The organism is Kitasatospora sp. NPDC092286 (assembly GCF_044755565.1).
Taxonomy (GTDB): Bacteria; Actinomycetota; Actinomycetes; order Streptomycetales; family Streptomycetaceae; genus Kitasatospora.
Window position 1 is genome coordinate 1 of record NZ_JBIVRD010000021.1, and the last position, 19,082, is coordinate 19,082.

Annotated in this window: 17 protein-coding genes; 12 read left to right on the forward strand and 5 right to left on the reverse strand. The window is 72.1% G+C overall.

Features of this window, described 5'->3' with window-relative positions; translation table 11 throughout:
* Nucleotides 1–146: 146 nt before the first annotated feature.
* Nucleotides 147–1,376 (reverse strand): DUF349 domain-containing protein, encoded by a 1,230-nt coding sequence (locus ACIQIB_RS21680; RefSeq protein ID WP_363610531.1) that lies wholly within the window; start codon nt 1,374–1,376, stop codon nt 147–149.
* Between the two features lie 262 nt (nt 1,377–1,638).
* A complete protein-coding gene (locus ACIQIB_RS21685) occupies nt 1,639–2,475 on the reverse strand; it encodes a peptidylprolyl isomerase (protein ID WP_363610526.1) in 837 nt (278 codons plus the stop codon).
* A 257-nt stretch (nt 2,476–2,732) separates the two neighbouring features.
* Here ACIQIB_RS21685 and ACIQIB_RS21690 point away from each other — a divergent pair, with 257 nt between their 5' ends.
* The 4 genes from ACIQIB_RS21690 (at nt 2,733) to ACIQIB_RS21705 (ending at nt 7,100) form a co-directional block, all read left to right on the forward strand.
* Nucleotides 2,733–3,440, forward strand: a complete 708-nt coding sequence (locus tag ACIQIB_RS21690) for an MBL fold metallo-hydrolase (protein WP_363610524.1) — start codon at nt 2,733–2,735, stop codon at nt 3,438–3,440.
* 11 nt (nt 3,441–3,451) lie between these two features.
* Entirely contained in the window at nt 3,452–4,714 is a 1,263-nt protein-coding gene (gene hisS / locus ACIQIB_RS21695) for a histidine--tRNA ligase (protein WP_363610522.1), read from the forward strand.
* The gene (gene aspS, locus ACIQIB_RS21700) at nt 4,711–6,501 is read left to right on the forward strand and encodes an aspartate--tRNA ligase (RefSeq protein ID WP_363610520.1); all 1,791 of its coding nucleotides are present in this window, start codon (nt 4,711–4,713) and stop codon (nt 6,499–6,501) included. The genes hisS and aspS overlap by 4 nt, the downstream gene beginning before the upstream one ends.
* 92 nt (nt 6,502–6,593) lie before the next feature.
* On the forward strand, nt 6,594–7,100 hold the full coding sequence (locus ACIQIB_RS21705; RefSeq protein WP_363610518.1) for an N-acetyltransferase: 507 nt from the start codon (nt 6,594–6,596) through the stop codon (nt 7,098–7,100).
* 13 nt (nt 7,101–7,113) lie between these two features.
* Here the strand turns inward: ACIQIB_RS21705 and ACIQIB_RS21710 are convergent, their stop codons facing one another.
* Nucleotides 7,114–8,022 (reverse strand): LysR family transcriptional regulator, encoded by a 909-nt coding sequence (locus tag ACIQIB_RS21710; protein ID WP_400759841.1) that lies wholly within the window; start codon nt 8,020–8,022, stop codon nt 7,114–7,116.
* 209 nt (nt 8,023–8,231) lie between these two features.
* Between ACIQIB_RS21710 and ppk2 the strand changes: the two genes are divergently transcribed.
* From ppk2 to rpsD, 3 genes are all read left to right on the forward strand, one after another.
* Entirely contained in the window at nt 8,232–9,080 is an 849-nt protein-coding gene (ppk2, locus tag ACIQIB_RS21715; protein WP_400658263.1) for a polyphosphate kinase 2, read from the forward strand.
* Nucleotides 9,081–9,114: 34 nt separating this feature from the next.
* Nucleotides 9,115–10,464: a replication-associated recombination protein A gene (locus tag ACIQIB_RS21720; RefSeq protein ID WP_363610512.1), complete on the forward strand. Its 1,350-nt coding sequence runs from the start codon at nt 9,115–9,117 to the stop codon at nt 10,462–10,464.
* Nucleotides 10,465–10,781: 317 nt separating this feature from the next.
* Nucleotides 10,782–11,396 (forward strand): 30S ribosomal protein S4, encoded by a 615-nt coding sequence (gene rpsD, locus ACIQIB_RS21725; protein WP_063346792.1) that lies wholly within the window; start codon nt 10,782–10,784, stop codon nt 11,394–11,396.
* A gap of 88 nt (nt 11,397–11,484) precedes the next feature.
* On the opposite strand, the gene ACIQIB_RS21730 is transcribed toward rpsD, so the two are convergent.
* Complete coding sequence (locus ACIQIB_RS21730) at nt 11,485–11,778, reverse strand: tetratricopeptide repeat protein (protein ID WP_363610535.1); 294 nt, start codon at nt 11,776–11,778, stop codon at nt 11,485–11,487.
* A gap of 140 nt (nt 11,779–11,918) precedes the next feature.
* Nucleotides 11,919–13,274, reverse strand: coding sequence for an ATP-binding protein (locus tag ACIQIB_RS21735; RefSeq protein WP_400759843.1), 1,356 nt, complete (start codon nt 13,272–13,274; stop codon nt 11,919–11,921).
* Between the two features lie 328 nt (nt 13,275–13,602).
* On the opposite strand from ACIQIB_RS21735, the gene ACIQIB_RS21740 reads away from it, so the two are divergent.
* The 5 genes from ACIQIB_RS21740 (at nt 13,603) to mltG (ending at nt 19,046) form a co-directional block, all read left to right on the forward strand.
* The gene (locus ACIQIB_RS21740) at nt 13,603–14,079 is read left to right on the forward strand and encodes a DUF948 domain-containing protein (protein WP_400759845.1); all 477 of its coding nucleotides are present in this window, start codon (nt 13,603–13,605) and stop codon (nt 14,077–14,079) included.
* 4 nt (nt 14,080–14,083) lie between these two features.
* The gene (locus ACIQIB_RS21745; protein ID WP_400658257.1) at nt 14,084–14,524 is read left to right on the forward strand and encodes a DUF6167 family protein; all 441 of its coding nucleotides are present in this window, start codon (nt 14,084–14,086) and stop codon (nt 14,522–14,524) included.
* Complete coding sequence (gene alaS / locus ACIQIB_RS21750) at nt 14,524–17,193, forward strand: alanine--tRNA ligase (protein WP_400759847.1); 2,670 nt, start codon at nt 14,524–14,526, stop codon at nt 17,191–17,193. The genes ACIQIB_RS21745 and alaS overlap by 1 nt, the downstream gene beginning before the upstream one ends.
* On the forward strand, nt 17,193–17,678 hold the full coding sequence (gene ruvX, locus ACIQIB_RS21755) for a Holliday junction resolvase RuvX (protein WP_363610502.1): 486 nt from the start codon (nt 17,193–17,195) through the stop codon (nt 17,676–17,678). Before alaS ends, ruvX begins: the two co-directional genes overlap by 1 nt.
* A gap of 87 nt (nt 17,679–17,765) precedes the next feature.
* Entirely contained in the window at nt 17,766–19,046 is a 1,281-nt protein-coding gene (gene mltG / locus ACIQIB_RS21760) for an endolytic transglycosylase MltG (RefSeq protein ID WP_400658251.1), read from the forward strand.
* Nucleotides 19,047–19,082 lie beyond the last annotated feature (36 nt).

Here is a 19,082-nt window from a genome sequence, read left to right on the forward strand (position 1 = left end):
CAAGACGCTCGGCTGGAATACCCCAGCCGAGCGTCTACGTGATCTACTCACCACCTAAAACCAAGTGGTGTTGCGACGACCCCTTGAACCCAAGCTCCCGGGGGCCTTTCCGTTCAACGGGCCGACTGGGTCAGCCGGATGCCGGATCAGCCGCTGAACTCGTCCTGGCTCTTGTGCGCCTGCTCCAGCAGCGTCCGCACGCCGGCCAGCTCGGACTCCAGCTTGGCGACCTTGCTCGCGTTGCCGGCCGCGCGGGCCTTGTCCAGATCGGCCTGGATCTTGTCGGCCTTCGCCTGGAAGAGGCCGACCATGCCGGCGGCGCGGGCCTTGGCCTCCGGGTTGGAGCGCTTCCACTCGGCGTCCTCGGCCTCGCGGATCGCCCGCTCGACCGCGTTCAGCCGGCCGTCCAGCTTCGGACGGGCGTCGCGCGGCACGTGCCCGATCGCCTCCCAGCGCTCGTTGACGTCGCGCAGCGCGGCCTTCGCGGCCTTCAGGTCGGTGATCGGCAGGATCGCCTCGGCCTCGGCCGCCAGCGCCTCCTTGAGCTTCTGGTTGCCGACCTGCTCGGCGTCCCGCTCGCTGAACACCGCGGAACGGGCCTGGAAGAAGACGTCCTGGGCGCCGCGGAACCGCGCCCACAGCTCGTCCTCGATGTCCCGCTGGGCGCGCCCGGCGGCCTTCCAGCGCGCCATCAGGTCGCGGTACTGGGCCGCCGTCTCGCCCCACTCGGTCGACGAGGAGAGCGCCTCGGCCTCCGTGACCAGACGCTCCTTGACGGCCCTGGCCTGGTCGCGCTCGGCGTCCAGGGTCGCGAAGTGCGCCTTGCGGTGCTTGGAGAAGACCGAGCGGGCGTGCGAGAAGCGGTGCCACAGCTCGTCGTCACTCTTGCGGTCCAGCCGGGGCAGGCCCTTCCAGGTGTCCACCAGCGCGCGGAGCCGGTCCCCGGCCTCCCGCCACTGGGTGGACTCGGCGAGCTGCTCGGCCTCCGAGACCAGGGCCTCCTTGGCGGCGCGGGTCTCGTCCTGCGCCTTGGCGCGGGCGGCCTTGCGCTCCTCACGACGGCTCTCGATCTCACCGGCGAGCGTGTCCAGCCGCTTGGCCAGCGACTCCAGGTCACCGACCGCGTGCGCCTCGACGACCTGCGACCGCAGGTGCTCCAGCGCGGCCTGGGCGTCCTTCGCGGCTAGGTCGGTGGTGCGCACCCGCTTCTCCAGCAGGCCGATCTCCACCTCGATGCCCTGGTACTTGCGCTCGAAGTAGGCGAGAGCCTCCTCGGGCGAGCCGGCCTGCCAGGAACCCACGACACGTTCGCCGTCGGCTGTCCTGACGTAGACCGTGCCCTGCTCGTCGACACGGCCCCACGGGTCGCTGCTCATAGCGCGTCCTCCACATGACGTCGCGCCCGCGCCGGGGCGGTACGCGTCCGTCGTCCACAGTTGATGTGCGGCGGACCGATGAGTCCGCCGTCCCGTCCGCCGTGCTCTGCTGCCGAGGGTGACGGCCGGCGGGTCTGGGCACCCTACACAACGCCAACATAGGCGACCAGGCCCGGTGCTGTCCGCATCCGGGCCGGGCGATTTCGGGCCCGGGCCGCGCCGACGCCCCTCGCGGGCGGTGGCGACGCGGCCCCGGCGTGGATCAACCCTTCGCGACGGTGACCGAGTTGAAGGTGACGTCGGCCATCGGGTGGCCGTCCGTACCGCCTTCCAGGGTGCCCGCGGCGGCGATCTTCTCGACCACGTCCAGACCGCCGGTGATCTTGCCGAAGGGGGTGTAGCTCGGCGGCAGCTGGGTGTCCTTGTAGACCAGGAAGAACTGGCTGCCGTTGGTGCCGGGGCCGGAGTTGGCCATCGCCACCGTGCCCGCCGGGTAGGTCGCGCCGGTCAGGTTCTCGTCGGCGAACTTGTAGCCGGGGCCGCCCGTGCCGCCGGGGACGGTCGCGCTGGCGGTCGGGTCGCCGCACTGCAGCACGAAGATGCCGCCCGTGGTCAGCCGGTGGCACTTGGTGTGGTCGAAGTACTGCTCGCCGGTCAGGAAGGCGAAGGAGTTCACCGTGTGCGGCGCCTTGGCCGCGTCCAGCGCGATCGTCACCTTGCCGCAGTTGCTGTCCAGCGTCGCGGTGTACGAGGCGGCCGTGTCGACCGTCATGGCCGGCTCGGCCTGCCACTGCTTGCCGTTCGGCGCGCCCGGCGCCGGGTCGGCGCAGCCCTCGACCGGCTTGCGGGTCGGCGTGGTGGGCTCGTCGGTCGCGGTGGGCGCGGCCTGCGCGGTCGGAGCGGAGTCCTTCTTGTCGTCCGAGTCGAAGGCGCCGGTGCCGACCAGCGCGCCACCGCCCGCCAGCACGACCACGGCCAGCGACGCGCCGAGGATCGTGTTGCGGCGCTTGCGCGCGGCGTGGGCCTCGGCCCGTCGCTGCGCCTGGCGCTCGTACTTCTCGCGGGCGAGCTGCCGCCGCCGCTGTTCGCTGGTGACCACCGGCCGTGTCTCCTACATATGCGCTGGGGGGTCCCCCGCCCGATGGCGGGCGGGGAGGGAGTGGGTACGAATGCTGAAGCGGATCATCGCATCCATCGGCGGCCAAGTGTAGGTACCACGGCTGTAAGAACGCGGTGAACCCGTCATGATGAAGTGAACCTGTCACCCCCTGTCTGGTTCGCAACCGGACCCGGACCGCCGGTAGGCTGCGTTACATCGTGTAGCTGCCACTGTCGACCGAATCATGAAGGACTCGCGTGTTCATCGCCGGATTCCCCGCTGGAGCCTGGGGCACCAACTGCTACCTGGTCGCACCGGCGCCCGGCGAGGAGTGCGTCATCGTCGACCCCGGCCACCAGGCCGCCGCCGGCGTCGACGAGCTGATCCGCGAGCACGGGCTGAAGCCCGTCGCGGTCGTCCTCACCCACGGGCACATCGACCACGTCGCCTCCGTGGTCCCGGTCTGCGGCGCCCGCGGCGTCCCGGCCTGGATCCACCCCGAGGACCGCTACATGATGGCCGACCCGGAGAAGGCGCTCGGCCGCTCGCTCGGCACCCAGCTGATGGGCGAGCTCACCGTCGGCGAACCCGACGACGTACGCGAGCTCACCGACGGCAGCGTGCTGGAGCTCGCCGGTCTGAAGCTCACCGTCGACCACGCGCCCGGCCATACCAAGGGGTCGGTGACGTTCCGGACGCCCGGCGCCGAGGACCTGCCTCCGGTGCTCTTCTCGGGCGACCTGCTCTTCGCCGGCTCCATCGGGCGCACGGACCTCCCGGGCGGAGACAGCGAGGCGATCATGCGGTCGCTGGCCCGGGTGTGCCTGCCCCTCGACGATGCCACCGTGGTCCTGTCCGGCCACGGCTCCCAGACCACCATCGGCCGCGAGCGCGCCACCAACCCCTACCTCAGGCAGGCGGCGGGAGCGCTCGGCGCTCCGGCCTTCCCGCGACGAGGAATGTGACGGAAGAGAAGTTGAGCACCTTCACCGCCCCCAAGGGCACCTACGACCTGCTGCCTCCCAGCTCCGCGACCTTCCTGGCGATCCGCGAGAGCCTCTCCGCGCCGCTGCGCCGGGCCGGCTACGGCTACATCGAGACCCCGGTCTTCGAGGACGTCAAGCTGTTCTCCCGCGGTGTCGGCGAGTCCACGGACATCGTCACCAAGGAGATGTTCTCGCTCACCAAGCGCGGCAAGGAAGACCTCGCGCTGCGCCCCGAGGGCACCGCCTCGGTGGTCCGCGCGGCGCTCCAGGCCAACCTGCACAAGCTGGGCAACCTCCCGGTCAAGCTCTGGTACTCCGGTTCCTTCTACCGCTACGAGCGTCCGCAGGCCGGCCGCTACCGCCAGTTCGCCCAGGTCGGCGCCGAGGCGATCGGCGCCGAGGACCCGGCGCTGGACGCCGAGCTGATCATCCTGGCCGACGACGCCTTCCGCTCGCTGGGCCTGAGCGACTACTCGCTGCTGATCAACAGCCTCGGGGACAAGCAGTGCCGGCCGGTCTACCGCGCCGCCCTGGTCGAGTTCCTGGACGGCCTGGACCTCGACGAGGAGACCCGCCGCCGCGCCGGGATCAACCCGCTGCGCGTCCTCGACGACAAGCGCGAGTCCGTCCAGGCCCAGCTGACCGACGCCCCCAAGCTGCGCGACTACCTCTGCGAGGAGTGCAAGGCGTACGACGAGAAGGTGCGCGAGCTGCTCACCGCGGCCGGCGTGGCCTTCGTCGACGACCCCAAGCTGGTCCGCGGGCTGGACTACTACACCCGCACCACCTTCGAGTTCGTGCACAACGGTCTCGGCTCGCAGTCCGCGATCGGCGGCGGCGGCCGCTACGACGGCCTCTCCGAGATGCTCGGCGGCCCGGCGCTGCCCTCGGTCGGCTGGGGCCTCGGCGTGGACCGCACCTACCTGGCGATGGAGGCGGAGGGCATCGCCCTCGACCTGCCCGCCACCACCTCGGTCTACGCCGTCGCGCTCAGCGACGAGGCCAAGAACGTCCTCTTCGCCAAGGTGGTCGAGCTGCGCCGGACCGGCGTCGCCACCGACCTCGCCTTCGGCGTCAAGGGCATCAAGAACGCCATGAAGTCCGCCGACCGTTCCGGCGCCCGCTTCGCGGTGCTGGCCGGTGACCGGGACCTCGCCGAAGGCGTCGTCCAGCTCAAGGACCTGACCACCGGCGAGCAGAACCCCGTCGCCCTCGACGCACTCGTCACCACCCTGAAGGAGAAGCAGCTGTGATCCGCACGCACGACGCGGGCACGCTCCGCCCGGAGCACGCAGGCACCACCGTCACCCTGGCCGGCTGGGTCGCCCGCCGCCGAGACCACGGCGGCGTGGCCTTCATCGACCTGCGCGACGCCTCCGGCACCGTGCAGATCGTGGTCCGCGACCTGGACTCGGTGCACGGCCTGCGCGCCGAGTACTGCGTCAAGGTCGTCGGTGACGTCCGGGTGCGCCCCGAGGGCAACGAGAACCCGGACATCCCGACCGGCGCGGTCGAGGTCGTGGTCAGCGAGATCGAGGTGCTCTCCGAGGCCGCCCCGCTGCCCTTCCCGGTCGCCGAGTACGAGCCCGGCACGGTCAACGAGGAGGTCCGGCTGCGCTACCGCTACCTGGACCTGCGCCGTGAGGGCCCGGCCAAGGGCCTGCGGCTGCGCTCCAAGGTCAACAACATCATCCGCCGGGTGATGGAGGAGAACGACTACCTCGACATCGAGACGCCGTACCTCACCCGCTCCACCCCCGAGGGCGCCCGCGACTTCCTCGTCCCGGTCCGCCTGCAGCCCGGCCACTGGTACGCGCTGCCGCAGTCGCCCCAGCTGTTCAAGCAGCTGCTGATGGTGGCCGGTATGGAGCGCTACTACCAGATCGCGCGCTGCTTCCGCGACGAGGACTTCCGCGCCGACCGCCAGCCGGAGTTCACCCAGCTCGACATCGAGGCCTCCTTCGTCGACCAGGAGGACATCCTGGCCCTCGGCGAGAAGATCGTCGGCTCGATCTGGCGCGAGGTGCACGGCTACGAGATCCCGAACCCGCTGCCCCGGATGACCTACGCGGACGCCATGTCCCGCTACGGCTCCGACAAGCCGGACGTCCGCTTCGGACAGGAACTCACCGACCTCACCGAGTACTTCAAGGGCACCGCGTTCCGCGTCTTCCAGGCCCCGTACGTCGGTGCCGTGGTCATGCCCGGCGGCGCCTCGCAGCCCCGCAAGGCGCTCGACGCCTGGCAGGACTGGGCCAAGGCGCGCGGCGCCAGGGGCCTCGCCTACGTGGTCATCGACGCCGAGACCGGCGAGCTGCGCGGCCCGGTCGCCAAGAACCTCTCCGAGGAGCACCTGGCCGGCCTGGCCGCCGCCGCGGGTGCCAAGAACGGCGACGCGATCTTCTTCGCGGCCGGCAAGCAGCGCCCCTCGCAGGAGCTGCTCGGCGCCGCCCGCCTGGAGATCGGCCGCCGCTGCCGGCTGATCGACGAGTCCGCGTGGGCCTTCCTCTGGGTCGTCGACTTCCCGATGTTCGAGCCGATCGAGGACGACAAGGGCGAGTTCCAGGGCTGGCACGCGGTGCACCACCCGTTCACCGCCCCGACCGCCGAGTCGCTCGCCACCTTCGACACCGACCCGGGTACGGCCCTCTCCAACGCCTACGACCTGGTCCTCAACGGCTCGGAGCTGGGCGGCGGTTCGATCCGTATCCACCAGCGCGACGTGCAGAAGCGGGCGTTCGACGCGATCGGCCTCTCCGAGGAGGAGGCCGCCTCGCAGTTCGGCTTCCTGCTCGACGCCTTCAACTACGGCCCGCCGCCGCACGGCGGTGTGGCCTTCGGCCTCGACCGGATCGTCACGCTGCTCGGCGGGTACGACACCATCCGCGACGTCATCGCCTTCCCGAAGACGTCCACCGGTGGTGACCCGCTGACCGGCGCCCCGACCCCGATCACCCCGGCCCAGCGCCGGGAGGCCGGTGTGGACGCCCAGCCGAAGGTCCGCGAGGACGCCAAGTCCGAGGCCCAGCCCAAGGCCTGACCCTTGATCGGCTAACCTTTCACGGCCCCGGACGGTTCACCTACCGTCCGGGGCCGGTCCACAATGGCGTGCGACACAGAGAGGGTTCCCCCATGAAGGTCAGTACCAGGATCGAGTGTCCCGACGACGCACCCGCCACCAGACGGGTCCACATGGCCGCGTTCCCCGGCCCCGACGAGGCGGACCTGGTGGACGCGCTGCGCCGCGATCCCGCCTGGCTGCCCGGGCTGTCGGTGGTCGCGGTGGACGAGTCCGGCCTGGTGGTCGGCCACGCCCTGCTCACCCGGCTGCCGGTCGGTGACGGCAAGGGCCTGGCGCTCGCGCCCGTCGCGGTCGCCCCCGAGTGGCAGCGCAAGGGCGTCGGCGAACTCGTCGTCCGGGCCGCGCTGTCCGCCGCCGAGGACGCGGGCGAGAAGCTCGTCATCGTTCTCGGAGACCCGGACTACTACGGCCGGTTCGGGTTCACCCCGGCCCAACGGCACGAGGTCACCGGCCCGTTCGAGGTGCCGGACATCTACTTCCAGGCGCTCGCCCTGCCCGCCTACGACGGCGCCCCGCGCGGGCTCTGCCGCTACCCCGAGCCCTTCGAAGCCGTCTAGTCCTGCTGGAGTACTAAGGCGTGTCGGCGCCGGAGCCGACGGTGGTCCGGCAACTGCGCACGAACGCGGCCATCGCGGGCGTCGGTTCCCGGTCCTTCGGCCAGTAGAGCCCGACCTGGCTCGGGCTCAACCCCCGCACCGGCCGGTACGCGACATCCTCCCGCGCCGCCAGCCTGCTCATCGTCTCCGGGGCGAAACCGACGCCCTGGCCGCACACCACCGCGGCCAGCCACTCGTCGGTGTTGCGTGCCACCGCGCCGATCCGCACCGGCCGCCCGCCCCGCTCCCGGACCGCCAGCCAGTAGTCGCGCCAGTGGCCGGCCTCGTGCGGGATCGCCACGAAGGGCTCGTCCAGCAGCTCCTCGAAGTCGATCACCGCACGCCCGGCCAGCCGGTGCCCGGCCGGCAGCGCCAGACAGCGCGGCTCCTTGCCGAGCAGTGCGACGCTGTACTGCTCGGAGAGCGACGGCGGCCCGTGCCAGAGCGTGAGGTCGATCTCGCCGGTGGCCAGGCCGGACGTCGGGTCGAGCCAGTTGTTCTGCCGCAACTCCACCTGCCAGCCGGGCATCCGCCGGGTGAAGTCCGCCACCGTGCGGCGGGTCATCAGGTTGATGATCCCGCCCTCGAAGCCCACCCGCAGGGTCGAGCCCTGCTCGGCCGCCGCCGCCCTGGTGGCGCGCAGCGCGTCCTCCCAGCCCGCCAGCACGGTCCCGGCGTACTCGGCCAGCGCCCGCCCGGCCGACGTGGGCGCCATGCCGCGGCGGGAGCGTTCGAACAGCTCCACCCCGAGCAGTACCTCCAGCTGGCGGATCTGCTTGGTGAGGGTCGGCTGCGAGACGAACAGCCGGGCCGCCGCGGCCGTCAGCTGCCCCTCCTCGCAGACCGCGGTGAAGCCGCGCAGCAGTCGGGTGTCCACATCCATGCCCCAAGGTTATGGAACGGGATATTGGACCGGTCCGGCAGGTCTGGGCCAAGGTGATCACCCGGCCCTCGGGCCGGTCCACGGGGGAGCCCGGCAGCGGCGGTTCAGGGGGCCGCCGCTGCCGCGCCGACCGGACAGGACCTGCGGGAGCGGCGCATTGCGCCTACGGTGAGTGCTCATCAGCACGCTCCCCGGTCTTCGGCCGGCAGATGTCCCGCGACGGAGGTACCCAGGTGGCCAAGGTCCAGCATGAGCGGTCCGCCCAGCCGGAGCGGCTGGCGAAGAAGCCGTACGAGCGGGAGCTGCTGCGGCTGCAGAACGAGCTGGTGAAGCTCCAGGAGTGGGTGCGCGCCGAGGGCGCCCGGCTGGTGGTCGTGTTCGAGGGGCGGGACGCGGCGGGCAAGGGCGGCGCGATCAAGCGGGTGACCGAGTACCTGAACCCGCGCATCGCCCGGGTCGCCGCCCTGCCCACCCCCACCGAACGCCAGCGCACCCAGTGGTACTTCCAGCGGTACGTCGAGCAGCTGCCGGCCGCCGGGGAGATCGTCCTGTTCGACCGCAGCTGGTACAACCGGGCCGGCGTCGAGAAGGTGATGGGCTTCTGCACCGACGAGGAGTACTGGCAGTTCCTGCACCAGTGCCCGACCTTCGAGCGGATGCTGATCGAGTCGGGCGTGCTGCTGCGCAAGTACTGGTTCTCGGTCAGCGACACCGAGCAGCAGCGGCGCTTCCGGGACCGTCTGGAGGACCCGATGCGGCGCTGGAAGCTCTCGCCGATGGACGTCGAGTCGATCACCCACTGGGAGGACTACTCGCGGGCCAAGGACGAGATGTTCGTCTACACCGACACCCCCGAGTCGCCCTGGAACGTGGTGGAGAGCGACGACAAGCGGCGGGCCCGGATCAACATGATCGCCCACCTGCTCTCCAGCGTCCCGTACCACGAGGTCACCCCGCCGAAGATCGACCTGCCGCCCCGCCCGGCCCCCCGCGGCTACCAGCGGCCCCCGCGCGACCTGCAGAAGTACGTGCCGGACCATGCGGCCAGGCTGGAGTAGCGGCCCTGTCGGTGGGCTCGCATAGGCTTCCGGTGTGGACGAACCGGACCTCTTCACCGCCGCCGCCGAGGAACGCCAGGCCAAGGAGCCGGGGCGGGCCCCGCTCGCCGTGCGGATGCGACCGCGCACCCTGGACGAGGTGGCCGGGCAGCGGCAGCTGCTGAAGCCCGGCTCACCGCTGCGCCGGCTGGTGTCGGGCTCGCGCGGCCCGGCGGCGACCAGTTCGGTGATCCTCTGGGGGCCGCCCGGCACCGGGAAGACCACGCTGGCGCATGTGATCAGCCAGGCCGTCGAGGGCCGTTTCGTCGAGCTGTCCGCGATCACCGCCGGGGTCAAGGAGGTCCGGGCGGTGATCGACGGCGCCCGCCGCGCGGTCGGTATGAGCGGCCGGGAGACGGTGCTCTTCCTGGACGAGATCCACCGGTTCTCCAAGGCCCAGCAGGACTCGCTGCTGCCCGCCGTGGAGAACCGCTGGGTCACGCTGATCGCCGCGACCACCGAGAACCCGTACTTCTCGGTGATCTCCCCGCTGCTGTCGCGCTCGCTGCTGCTCACGCTGGAGTCGCTGACCGACGACGACATCCGGGCGCTGCTGCGCCGGGCGGTGGCCGACGAGCGCGGTCTGGAGGGCTCGCTGGAGCTCTCCGAGGAGGCGGAGGACCACCTGGTGCGGCTGGCCGGCGGGGACGCCCGGCGGGCGCTCACCACGCTGGAGGCGGCGGCCGGCGCGGCGCTGGAGAAGGGGGAGGCGAGCATCACGCTGGCCACCACCGAGACCGCCGTCAACCACGCCGCGGTCCGGTACGACAAGGACGGCGACCAGCACTACGACGTGGCCAGCGCGCTGATCAAGTCGATCCGGGGCAGTGACGTGGACGCCACCCTGCACTACCTGGCCCGGATGATCGAGGCGGGGGAGGATCCGCGGTTCATCGCCCGGCGGCTGATGATCTCGGCCAGCGAGGACGTCGGCCTGGCCGATCCGACGGCGCTGACCACGGCCGTGGCGGCGGCCCAGGCGGTGGCGCTGATCGGCTTCCCGGAGGCGCGGATCATCCTCTCCCAGGCGGCGATCGCGCTGGCGCTGGCACCCAAGTCGAACGCCGCGTACCTGGCGATCGACGCGGCGCTGGCGGACGTCCGGCAGGGGCTGGCGGGCGCGGTGCCACCGCACCTGCGGGACGCGCACTACGGCGGCGCGGGCAAGCTCGGGCACGGTCAGGGCTACCAGTACCCGCACGACCTGCCGGAGGGCATCGCGGCGCAGCAGTACGCGCCGGACGCGGTGCACGGCAAGGCGTACTACCGGCCGACCCGGCACGGCGGGGAGGCCCGGTACGCGGACATCGTGGAGTGGACCAGGGGGCGACTGAAGGGCGAGTGAGCGGCGGGTATACTCGTGCGGAGTGCCATGTCCCGGGACGGCGGCAGGGGAGACCTTGCTGACCGGCCGCACCAGCGGGGCACTGGCCGTAGACCCCCTCGCGGGGTCTTGAGGAGCGTTGCGCACCGTTTCGGTGTCGCGTGCAGCCCACCAACCCCGGTTCGGTGGGCCGCTCGTGCGCAAGCACATCCGTGCCCGGCTCCGGAGAGCGGCTGACCACACCACCCGCGGGTGGAGCGGTTTTTCTCCGGGTCGCGAGGAGCGACCTCCGTCAACACCTGGTGAAGCCGTATTCATAAGCAAGGAAGGTTTGGTTCATGGCGAACCAGAAGCGTCCCAAGGTCAAGATCGCGCGTGCGCTCGGCGTGCCGCTGACCCCGAAGTCCGTCAAGTACTTCGAGGCCCGCCCGTACCCGCCCGGCCAGCACGGCCGTGGTCGCAAGCAGAACTCGGACTACAAGGTCCGTCTGCTCGAGAAGCAGCGTCTGCGCGCCCAGTACGACCTGAGCGAGAAGCAGATGGCGCGCGCGTTCGACCGCGCGAAGAAGGCCGAGGGCAAGACCGGTGAGGCGCTCGTCGCCGAGCTGGAGACCCGTCTGGACTCCCTGGTGCTGCGTTCGGGCATTGCCCGCACCATCTACCAGGCCCGCCAGATGGTCGTCCACGGCCACATCGAGGTCAACGGCGGCAAGGTCAACAAGCCGTCGTACCAGATGAAGCCGGGCTTCGTCGTGACCGTTCGCGAGCGCAGCAAGGAGAAGGTCCCGTTCCAGGTCGCCCGTGAGGGTGGCTACGCGGGCGAGGGCCAGACCCCGAAGTACCTCGAGGTCAACCTGAAGGCCCTGGCCTTCCGCCTGGACCGTGCGCCGCAGCGCAAGGAGGTCCCGGTGATCTGTGACGAGCAGCTGGTGGTCGAGTACTACTCGCGCTGACCCGCGGGCGGTGCACCCCGGTGTACCCCAGCGAGCCCCCGTCGCCTCTCGAGGCGGCGGGGGCTCGCCCCTTTTCACGGCTCTGCCGTCACAGCTCCCCGCCGGCCATCGCGGCGGCCAGCCGCAGGTGCGGGCGGGCCTCCTCGGCGCGGCCCTGGCGCTCCAGGGTGCGGCCGAGCATCAGCCGGGCGTAGTCCTCGGCGGGGTCGGCGTCCAGGACGCGGCGCAGTTCGGCTTCGGCCCGGGACAGCTGGGCGGAGTGGTAGTAGCTGCGGGCCAGCAGCAGCCGGACGGAGAGGTTGGCCGGCTCCTGGGCCAGGACCGCCTCCAGGAGGCGGGCGGCGTCGGAGTACGCCTTGGAGTCGAAGGAGAACTTCGCCATGCGGTACTCGTCGGCGGCGCTGTAGGTGGCCACGGTCGCTCCTTTCGGTGCCGGTCGATGCCCTTCGGCGTCCTCCGCGCCTGGGGCTTCACCGGTTTCTCGCGGTGGTGCTGCCCCCTCCAGCAATGGACAATCTTCAACTATTCCATCGGTCGTTCGCCGGGCCGTCCGCCCGGCCGGTCCTCCGCGTCACCGTGGCCGCCGAGCGCCCGGCGGACCGCCGCGTCCAGGCCGAGCCGGGCGCCGCGGCCGAAGAAGCCGGCGGACTCCCGCCCGGTCAGCCCGGCCCCGGCCCGCCGTTCGCAGATGCGATGGGGGTCGCCGAAGCCGCGCGAGCCGAAGAACGGCCTGCCCACCGCCCGCCAGATCCGGTGCGCGGCGCCCTGCAGCACCCGGGCCTCGCGCAGGTCGCCCGGCCGGTCCGGACCGGTGGGCTCGGTCTCCAGCAGCGCCAGCACGTCGATCGCCAGCGCGATGCCGGGCAGGTCGTGGAGCCGGTGGCTGAGCCGGACGCTCTCCCTGGCCCGGACGCGGGCCAGCCGTATGTCGCCGTCCAGCCAGTGCGCGTACGCCAGCGCGTAGAGCCCCCACGCGTACGCCCATCGCTCGCCGTGCCGCTCGCACAGCTCGCGGACCCGGCCCAGCCAGAACGCGCCGCCGGGCCGGTCGCCCTGGAACAGCCGGGCCAGGCCCAGCTCGACCATGGCCATCAGGACGGTGCTGTCCAGCTCGCCGATCGCCCGGTAGCGCCGGAGCGCCTCCTCGAACAGCCCGGTGGCCAGGGCCGGTTCGTCGCCGATCAGGGCCGCGCAGCCCTGCCGGTGGAGCGCGTGGGCGAGCGCCCGGTCGTCACCGGTGGCCAGGGCCTGACGGCGGCACTCCTCCAGCACGGGCCGGGCGGAGGCCGGATCGCCCTGGAGGGTGGCCAGGTAGCCGGTCACCCAGAGCGCCTTGGCGCGGGCCTCGGTCGGTTCGGGGGCAAGCGCCAGCGCGCGGTCCAGCCAGCGCCGGCCCTCGCCGGGGTGGCCGCAGCCGGCCCAGTAGAACCAGAGGGCGCCCGCCAGTCGCAGCGCGCTCTGCTCCTCGCCGGGCTCGGCGAGGCAGAACTCCAGCGCCGTACGGAGGTCGGGGTGGGCGGTCCCGGTTCGCTCGGCGGTCTCCGCCTGGTGCGGCCCGGACCACTCGACCTCGCCCCAGGTGGCCACGCCCAGGTACCAGTCGCGGTGGCGGCGGAGCAGCCGGTGCTTCCCGCCGGTGGCGCGCAGCCGGTGCCCGCCGTACTCGCGCAGCGGGTCGGGCAGCCGGAAGCGGGCGCCGAGGGCGCTGCCGCCGCCGGCCCGGCTGCCGGGCGGCGCCCCCACCCGCAGGACGACCGACCTGCCGGCCAGTCCGGCGAGCAGGTCGGCCATCTCGTCCGGCTCGATGCCGTCGCCCGCGCAGACGTACTCGGCGGCCTCCGGATCGAAGTCGCCGGGGAAGACGGACAGCCGGGACAAGAGCAAACGTTCCTGCTGCGTGCAGAGCTCAAGGCGCGGGCCGTGCTCCGGCCGCCGCGCCGTCGTGCCCGGGGACTGGGTTGTCGAGTCGTCGGCCAAGAACTGCTCCCGTGTCCGGGCCCGGACCCTCGCGGTCCGGACGTGCGTCGGGCCGTGCGGGCGACGGTCCGCCCGACAGAACGAGGTGACCGGTCGGTAGGTTACGCGCGGGCTTCGCACACCCGACCGGATCCGCAGGGACGCCCCGGGGCGACAACCCGGTCCGGAAACCGGGCATGGGCGCGATAGGGTTCCCTTTGGAGAACAGCAAGGCGAGGGAGCGCGCAAGGTGTCCGTGGGAGAGCTGGCCGGGTTGCTCGTCGCCGTGTTCTGGGCGGTCCTGGTCACCCTGCTCGCCGTCGTCCTGGTGCGGCTCTCGCGCGTACTGAAGGAGGCCACCGTCCTGGTCTCCGCCGTGACCGAACAGGCCGTGCCGCTGCTGAGCGACGCCGGCGCCGCCGTGCGCAGCGCCAACGAGCAGCTGGAGCGGGTGGACGAGATCACCGCCAATGTGCAGGACGCCGCCGCCAACGCCAACGCGCTCTCCTCCACCGTCGCGGCCACCCTGGGCGGGCCGCTGGTCAAGGTCGCGGCCTTCAGTTACGGCGTCCGCAAGGCCGTCGCCAAGCAGAACGGCACCCTGACGCTGCCCGCCCAGCCGGGCGAGCGCGAGGAGCTGGCCCGGCTGATCCGGGCCGAGGTGCGCGCGGCGACCGCGCCCAAGGGCGGCCTGCTGGCCAGGGTCCGGCGCGTGGTGAGGGGCTGACGGCATGGTGCGACGCATCTTCTGGATGGCGGTCGGCGCCGGCGCCACCGTCTGGGCCATGAACAAGGCCAACGAGGCCGTGCACCGGCTCACCCCGGACAGCCTCTCCGGCACCGCCGCGCGCGGTGCGCTGCACCTGGGCGACGCGGCGAAGCGGTTCGCCCTGGACGTCAAGGCCGGCATGGCCGAGCGTGAGGAGCAGCTGCGCGAGGACCTCGGACTGGACGGCACCGCCGTCGTCGAGCCCCGGCGCCGCCGGGTCCTCAGGGGCGAGCCGCAGTACCGAGCTATCTCGGCGGCGCCCGGCAGCCCGGCCGCCGCCCTGCCTCCGCCCAGCAGTGCCCGCACTGTGTCCAACGGCGCCCGCGCCACCCCAGCCATCGACAACACGTCCCGCCGCGCGCTGCCGCCGCGGGACGGCATCCCGAACCGGAAGGACCACTAATGGAGTCGGCAGAGATCCGCCGCCGCTGGCTGCGCTTCTTCGAGGAGCGCGGCCACACCGTCGTTCCGTCGGCGTCCCTGGTCGCCGACGACCCCACCCTGCTGCTGGTCAACGCCGGCATGGTGCCCTTCAAGCCGTACTTCCTGGGCGAGGTCAAGCCGCAGTTCTCGCGCGCCACCAGCGTGCAGAAGTGCGTGCGCACCCTGGACATCGAGGAGGTCGGCAAGACCACCCGGCACGGCTCGTTCTTCCAGATGTGCGGCAACTTCTCCTTCGGGGACTACTTCAAGGAAGGAGCCATCACGTTCGCCTGGGAGCTGCTCACCTCTCCCGTCGCGGAGGGTGGCTACGGCCTGGAGAAGGAGAAGCTCTGGATCACCGTCTACCAGGACGACGACGAGGCCGAGCAGATCTGGCGGGACGTCATCGGCGTGCCCTCCGAGCGGATCCAGCGCCTCGGCATGAAGGACAACTTCTGGTCGATGGGCGTCCCCGGCCCCTGCGGCCCGTGCTCGGAGATCAACTACGACCGCGGCCCCGCGTACGGCGAGGAGGGCGGCCCGGCCGTCAACGGCGAGCGCTACCTGGAGATCTGGAACCTGGTCTTCATGCAGTACGAGCGCGGCCACGGTGACGGCAAGGACGGCTTCGAGATCCTCGGCGACCTGCCGAGCAAGAACATCGACACCGGCCTCGGCCTGGAGCGCCTCGCCGCCATCCTGCAGGGCGTCGACAACCTCTTCGAGATCGACACCAGCCGGCTGATCCTCGACCGCGCCGCCGAGCTGACCGGCCACACCTACGGTGCCGACCACAAGTCCGACATCTCGCTGCGCGTGGTCACCGACCACATCCGCACCGCGGTCATGCTGGTCGGCGACGGCGTCACCCCCGGCAACGAGGGCCGCGGCTACGTGCTGCGCCGTATCCTGCGCCGCGCCATCCGCAACATGCGCCTGCTGGGCGCCAACGGCGTGGTGGCCAGGGAGCTCACGGACATCACCATCAAGGCGATGGCCCCGCAGTACCCGGAGCTGGAGGCCGAGCGCAAGCGGATCGAGACGGTGGTCGCCGCCGAGGAGACCGCCTTCCTGCAGACCCTGAAGGCCGGCACCAACCTGCTGGACGCCGCGGTCACCGAGACCCGGCAGGCCGGCGGCGCGGTGCTCTCCGGCGAGCAGGCGTTCAAGCTGCACGACACCTACGGCTTCCCGATCGACCTCACCCTGGAGATGGCCGAGGAGCAGGGCCTCCAGGTGGACGAGTCCGGCTTCCGCCGGCTGATGCAGGAGCAGCGGGACCGCGCCAAGGCGGACGCCAAGGCCAAGAAGATGGGCCACGCCGACGTCGCCGCGTACCGCGAGGTCGCCGACAGGTCCGGCGCCAGCGTCTTCACCGGCTACAGCCTCACCGAGGGCGAGGCCACCGTGGTCGGCCTGCTGGTGAACGGCTCCCCGGCGCCGGCCGCGAGCGAGGGCGACGAGGTCGAGATCATCCTCGACCGCACCCCGTTCTACGCCGAGGGCGGCGGCCAGCTCGCCGACCACGGCCGGATCCGGCTGGACTCCGGCGCGGTGGTGGAGATCCGCGACGTGCAGCAGCCCGTCCCGGGCGTGAGCGTGCACTCCGGCGGTGTGCTGTTCGGCGAGGTCGTGCTCGGCGCCTCGGCGTACGCCACCATCGACATCGAGCGCCGCCGGGCGATCGCCCGCGCCCACTCGGCCACCCACCTGACCCACCAGGCGCTGCGTGACGCGCTCGGCCCGACGGCCGCCCAGGCCGGCTCCGAGAACGCCCCCGGCCGCTTCCGCTTCGACTTCGGCTCACCCGCCGCCGTGCCCGGCAGCGTCCTGGTCGACGTCGAGCAGAAGATCAACGACGTGCTCACCCGTGAGCTGGACGTCACCGCCGAGGTCATGACGATGGACCAGGCCCGTAAGGCCGGCGCCATCGCGATGTTCGGCGAGAAGTACGGTGACGAGGTCCGGGTCGTCACCATCGGGGACTTCTCCAAGGAACTCTGCGGTGGCACGCACGTCGGCAACACCGCCCAGCTGGGCCTGGTGAAGCTGCTCGGCGAGTCCTCGATCGGCTCCGGCGTGCGCCGTGTCGAGGCGCTGGTCGGCGTGGACGCGTACAAGTTCCTGGCCCGTGAGCACACGGTCGTCGCCCAGCTGACCGAGCTGGTCAAGGGCCGCCCGGAGGAGCTGCCGGAGAAGATCTCGGGCATGCTCGCCAAGCTCAAGGACGCCGAGAAGGAGATCGAGCGCTTCCGCGCGGAGAAGGTCCTCGCCGCCGCGGCCGGCCTGGCCGACTCGGCCGAGGACGTGCAGGGGATCGCCGTGGTCGCCGCCAAGGTCGCCGACGGCACCGGCGCGGACGAGCTGCGCAAGCTGGTCCTGGACGTGCGCGGCCGGCTCGGCTCGCGCCCGGCCGTGGTCGCCGCGTTCACCGTGGCGAACGATCGCCCGCTGACCGTGATCGCCACCAACGAGGACGCCCGCGGCCGCGGCATCAAGGCCGGTGAGCTGGTCCGGGTCGCGGCCAAGACCCTCGGCGGCGGCGGTGGCGGCAAGGACGACGTCGCCCAGGGCGGCGGCTCCAACCCGGGCGCGGTGGCCGAGGCCATCGCCGCGGTGCGCGGCCTGGTCGCGGAGCGCGCCTCCTGATGGTCGGAGAAGAGCAGGAACGGCCCTTCCGGCGGGGGCGGCGGATCGCCGTCGACGTCGGTGACGCCCGGATCGGGGTCGCGTCCTGCGACCCCGACGGGGTGCTCGCCACACCCGTGGAGACCGTCCCCGCCGGGGTCAAGTCGCAGGCCCGGATCGCCGCCATCGTCGAGGAGTACGAGGCGGTGGAGGTGATCGTCGGCCTTCCGCGCTCGCTCAACGGCAGGGAGGGTCCGGCGGCGGAGAAGGTCCGCGCGTACGCGGTCCGGCTGGCCAACCGGCTCCACCCGGTGCCGGTCCGGCTGGTGGACGAGCGGATGTCGACCGTCACGGCGACCCACGGCCTGCGGGCCTCCGGCGTGAAGGCCAAGAAGGGGCGCTCGGTGGTCGACCAGGCCGCCGCGGTGGTGATCCTGCAGACCGCCCTTGAGTCCGAACGGGTGAGCGGTCGCCCGCCGGGTGAGAGCGTCGAGGCGGTCCACTGACCCCCCTGTTCTAACGTCCCGGAGAGGGGCCCGTGCGGACGCGTCCGCACGGGCCCTCATCCGTTCCGGGACAGCCGAGGGGGCGCCATGACCGATCAGGACTTCACGCCCGGGCTCACGCCCGGCCACCTCGGTGCGCCGGTCCTGGAACCGGAGGGCCGTCCGCCGGGCGCGCCCCGTCCGCAACCCGATGCGCCGGATCCACACCGTTGGCGTAACGGGCTGGCCTGCGGGCTGACCGCGCTCGCCCTGGTGGCCGTCTTCGGCGGGGCCGGGCTGGTCGGGTACACCTGGTGGAAGGGCCAGCAGAATCCGCCGGCCGCCGCCGACTACGCGGGCGCCGGTTCGGGCAGCGTCCAGGTCTCGGTGCCCGAGGGCGCGGGCCTGAGCCAGATCGCCTCCGCCCTGGTGCACAACGGCGTGGTGGCCAGCTCGCTCGCCTTCACCCGGGCGGCGAAGGGCAGCGCGGCCGCCGCCGGGCGGATCCAGCCCGGCACCTACACCCTGCGGCAGCGGATGTCGGCGGCCGCGGCGCTCGCCGTCCTGATCGACCCGGCCAACGCCAACGGCCTGACCATCCCCGAGGGCTGGCGCGGCAACCAGATCTACGCGGCGATCGACAAGAGGCTCGACCTGCCCGACGGCACCACCCAGCGCGCCGCCCAGGAGCAGGCCGCCGAACTGGGCCTGCCGGACTTCACCAAGGGCAGCGTCGAGGGGTATCTGTTCCCCGCGACCTACAGCGTCACCGAGGGCACCACCGCGGTCGACCTGCTGAAACAGATGGTGGAGCGGGCCGGCAAGGAGTTCGCCAGGGACGATGCCGGCGTCGTCGCGCAGAACCTCGGGCAGAGCCTGTACGGGCTGGTGACGATCGCCAGCATGGTCCAGGGCGAGGCCGACAACACCGAGGACATGGCCAAGGTGGCCCGGGTCATCTACAACCGGCTGGCCAAGAACATGCCGCTGCAGCTGGACTCGACGATCAACTACGCGCTCGGCCGGTCGACGCTGAACACCACCGTCACCGACACCAGACTGGACTCCCCGTACAACACCTACCAGCACCCCGGGCTGCCGCCGACGCCGATCTCCAACCCGGGCCGCCAGGCGATCATGGCGGCCGTCGATCCGGCGCAGGGGGACTGGCTGTACTTCGTCACCGTGAAGCCGGGGGACACCCGTTTCACCGACAGCTTCGAGGTGCAGCAGCGCAATGTGGCGGAGTTCAACGCCCTCCAGACGGCGAAGCCGAGCGCTTCGGCGAGCACCTCGGGGAGTGCGCCGGCGGGGACGGGAACCGGTGATCCGAGCGGGGCGTCGCCGGGCGCGCCGGAGGGTGGGGCCGGGGGTGCGGCGGGGCACTGACGGGACGTCTGTCCTGCCGGGGGCCGGTCTGCGGTA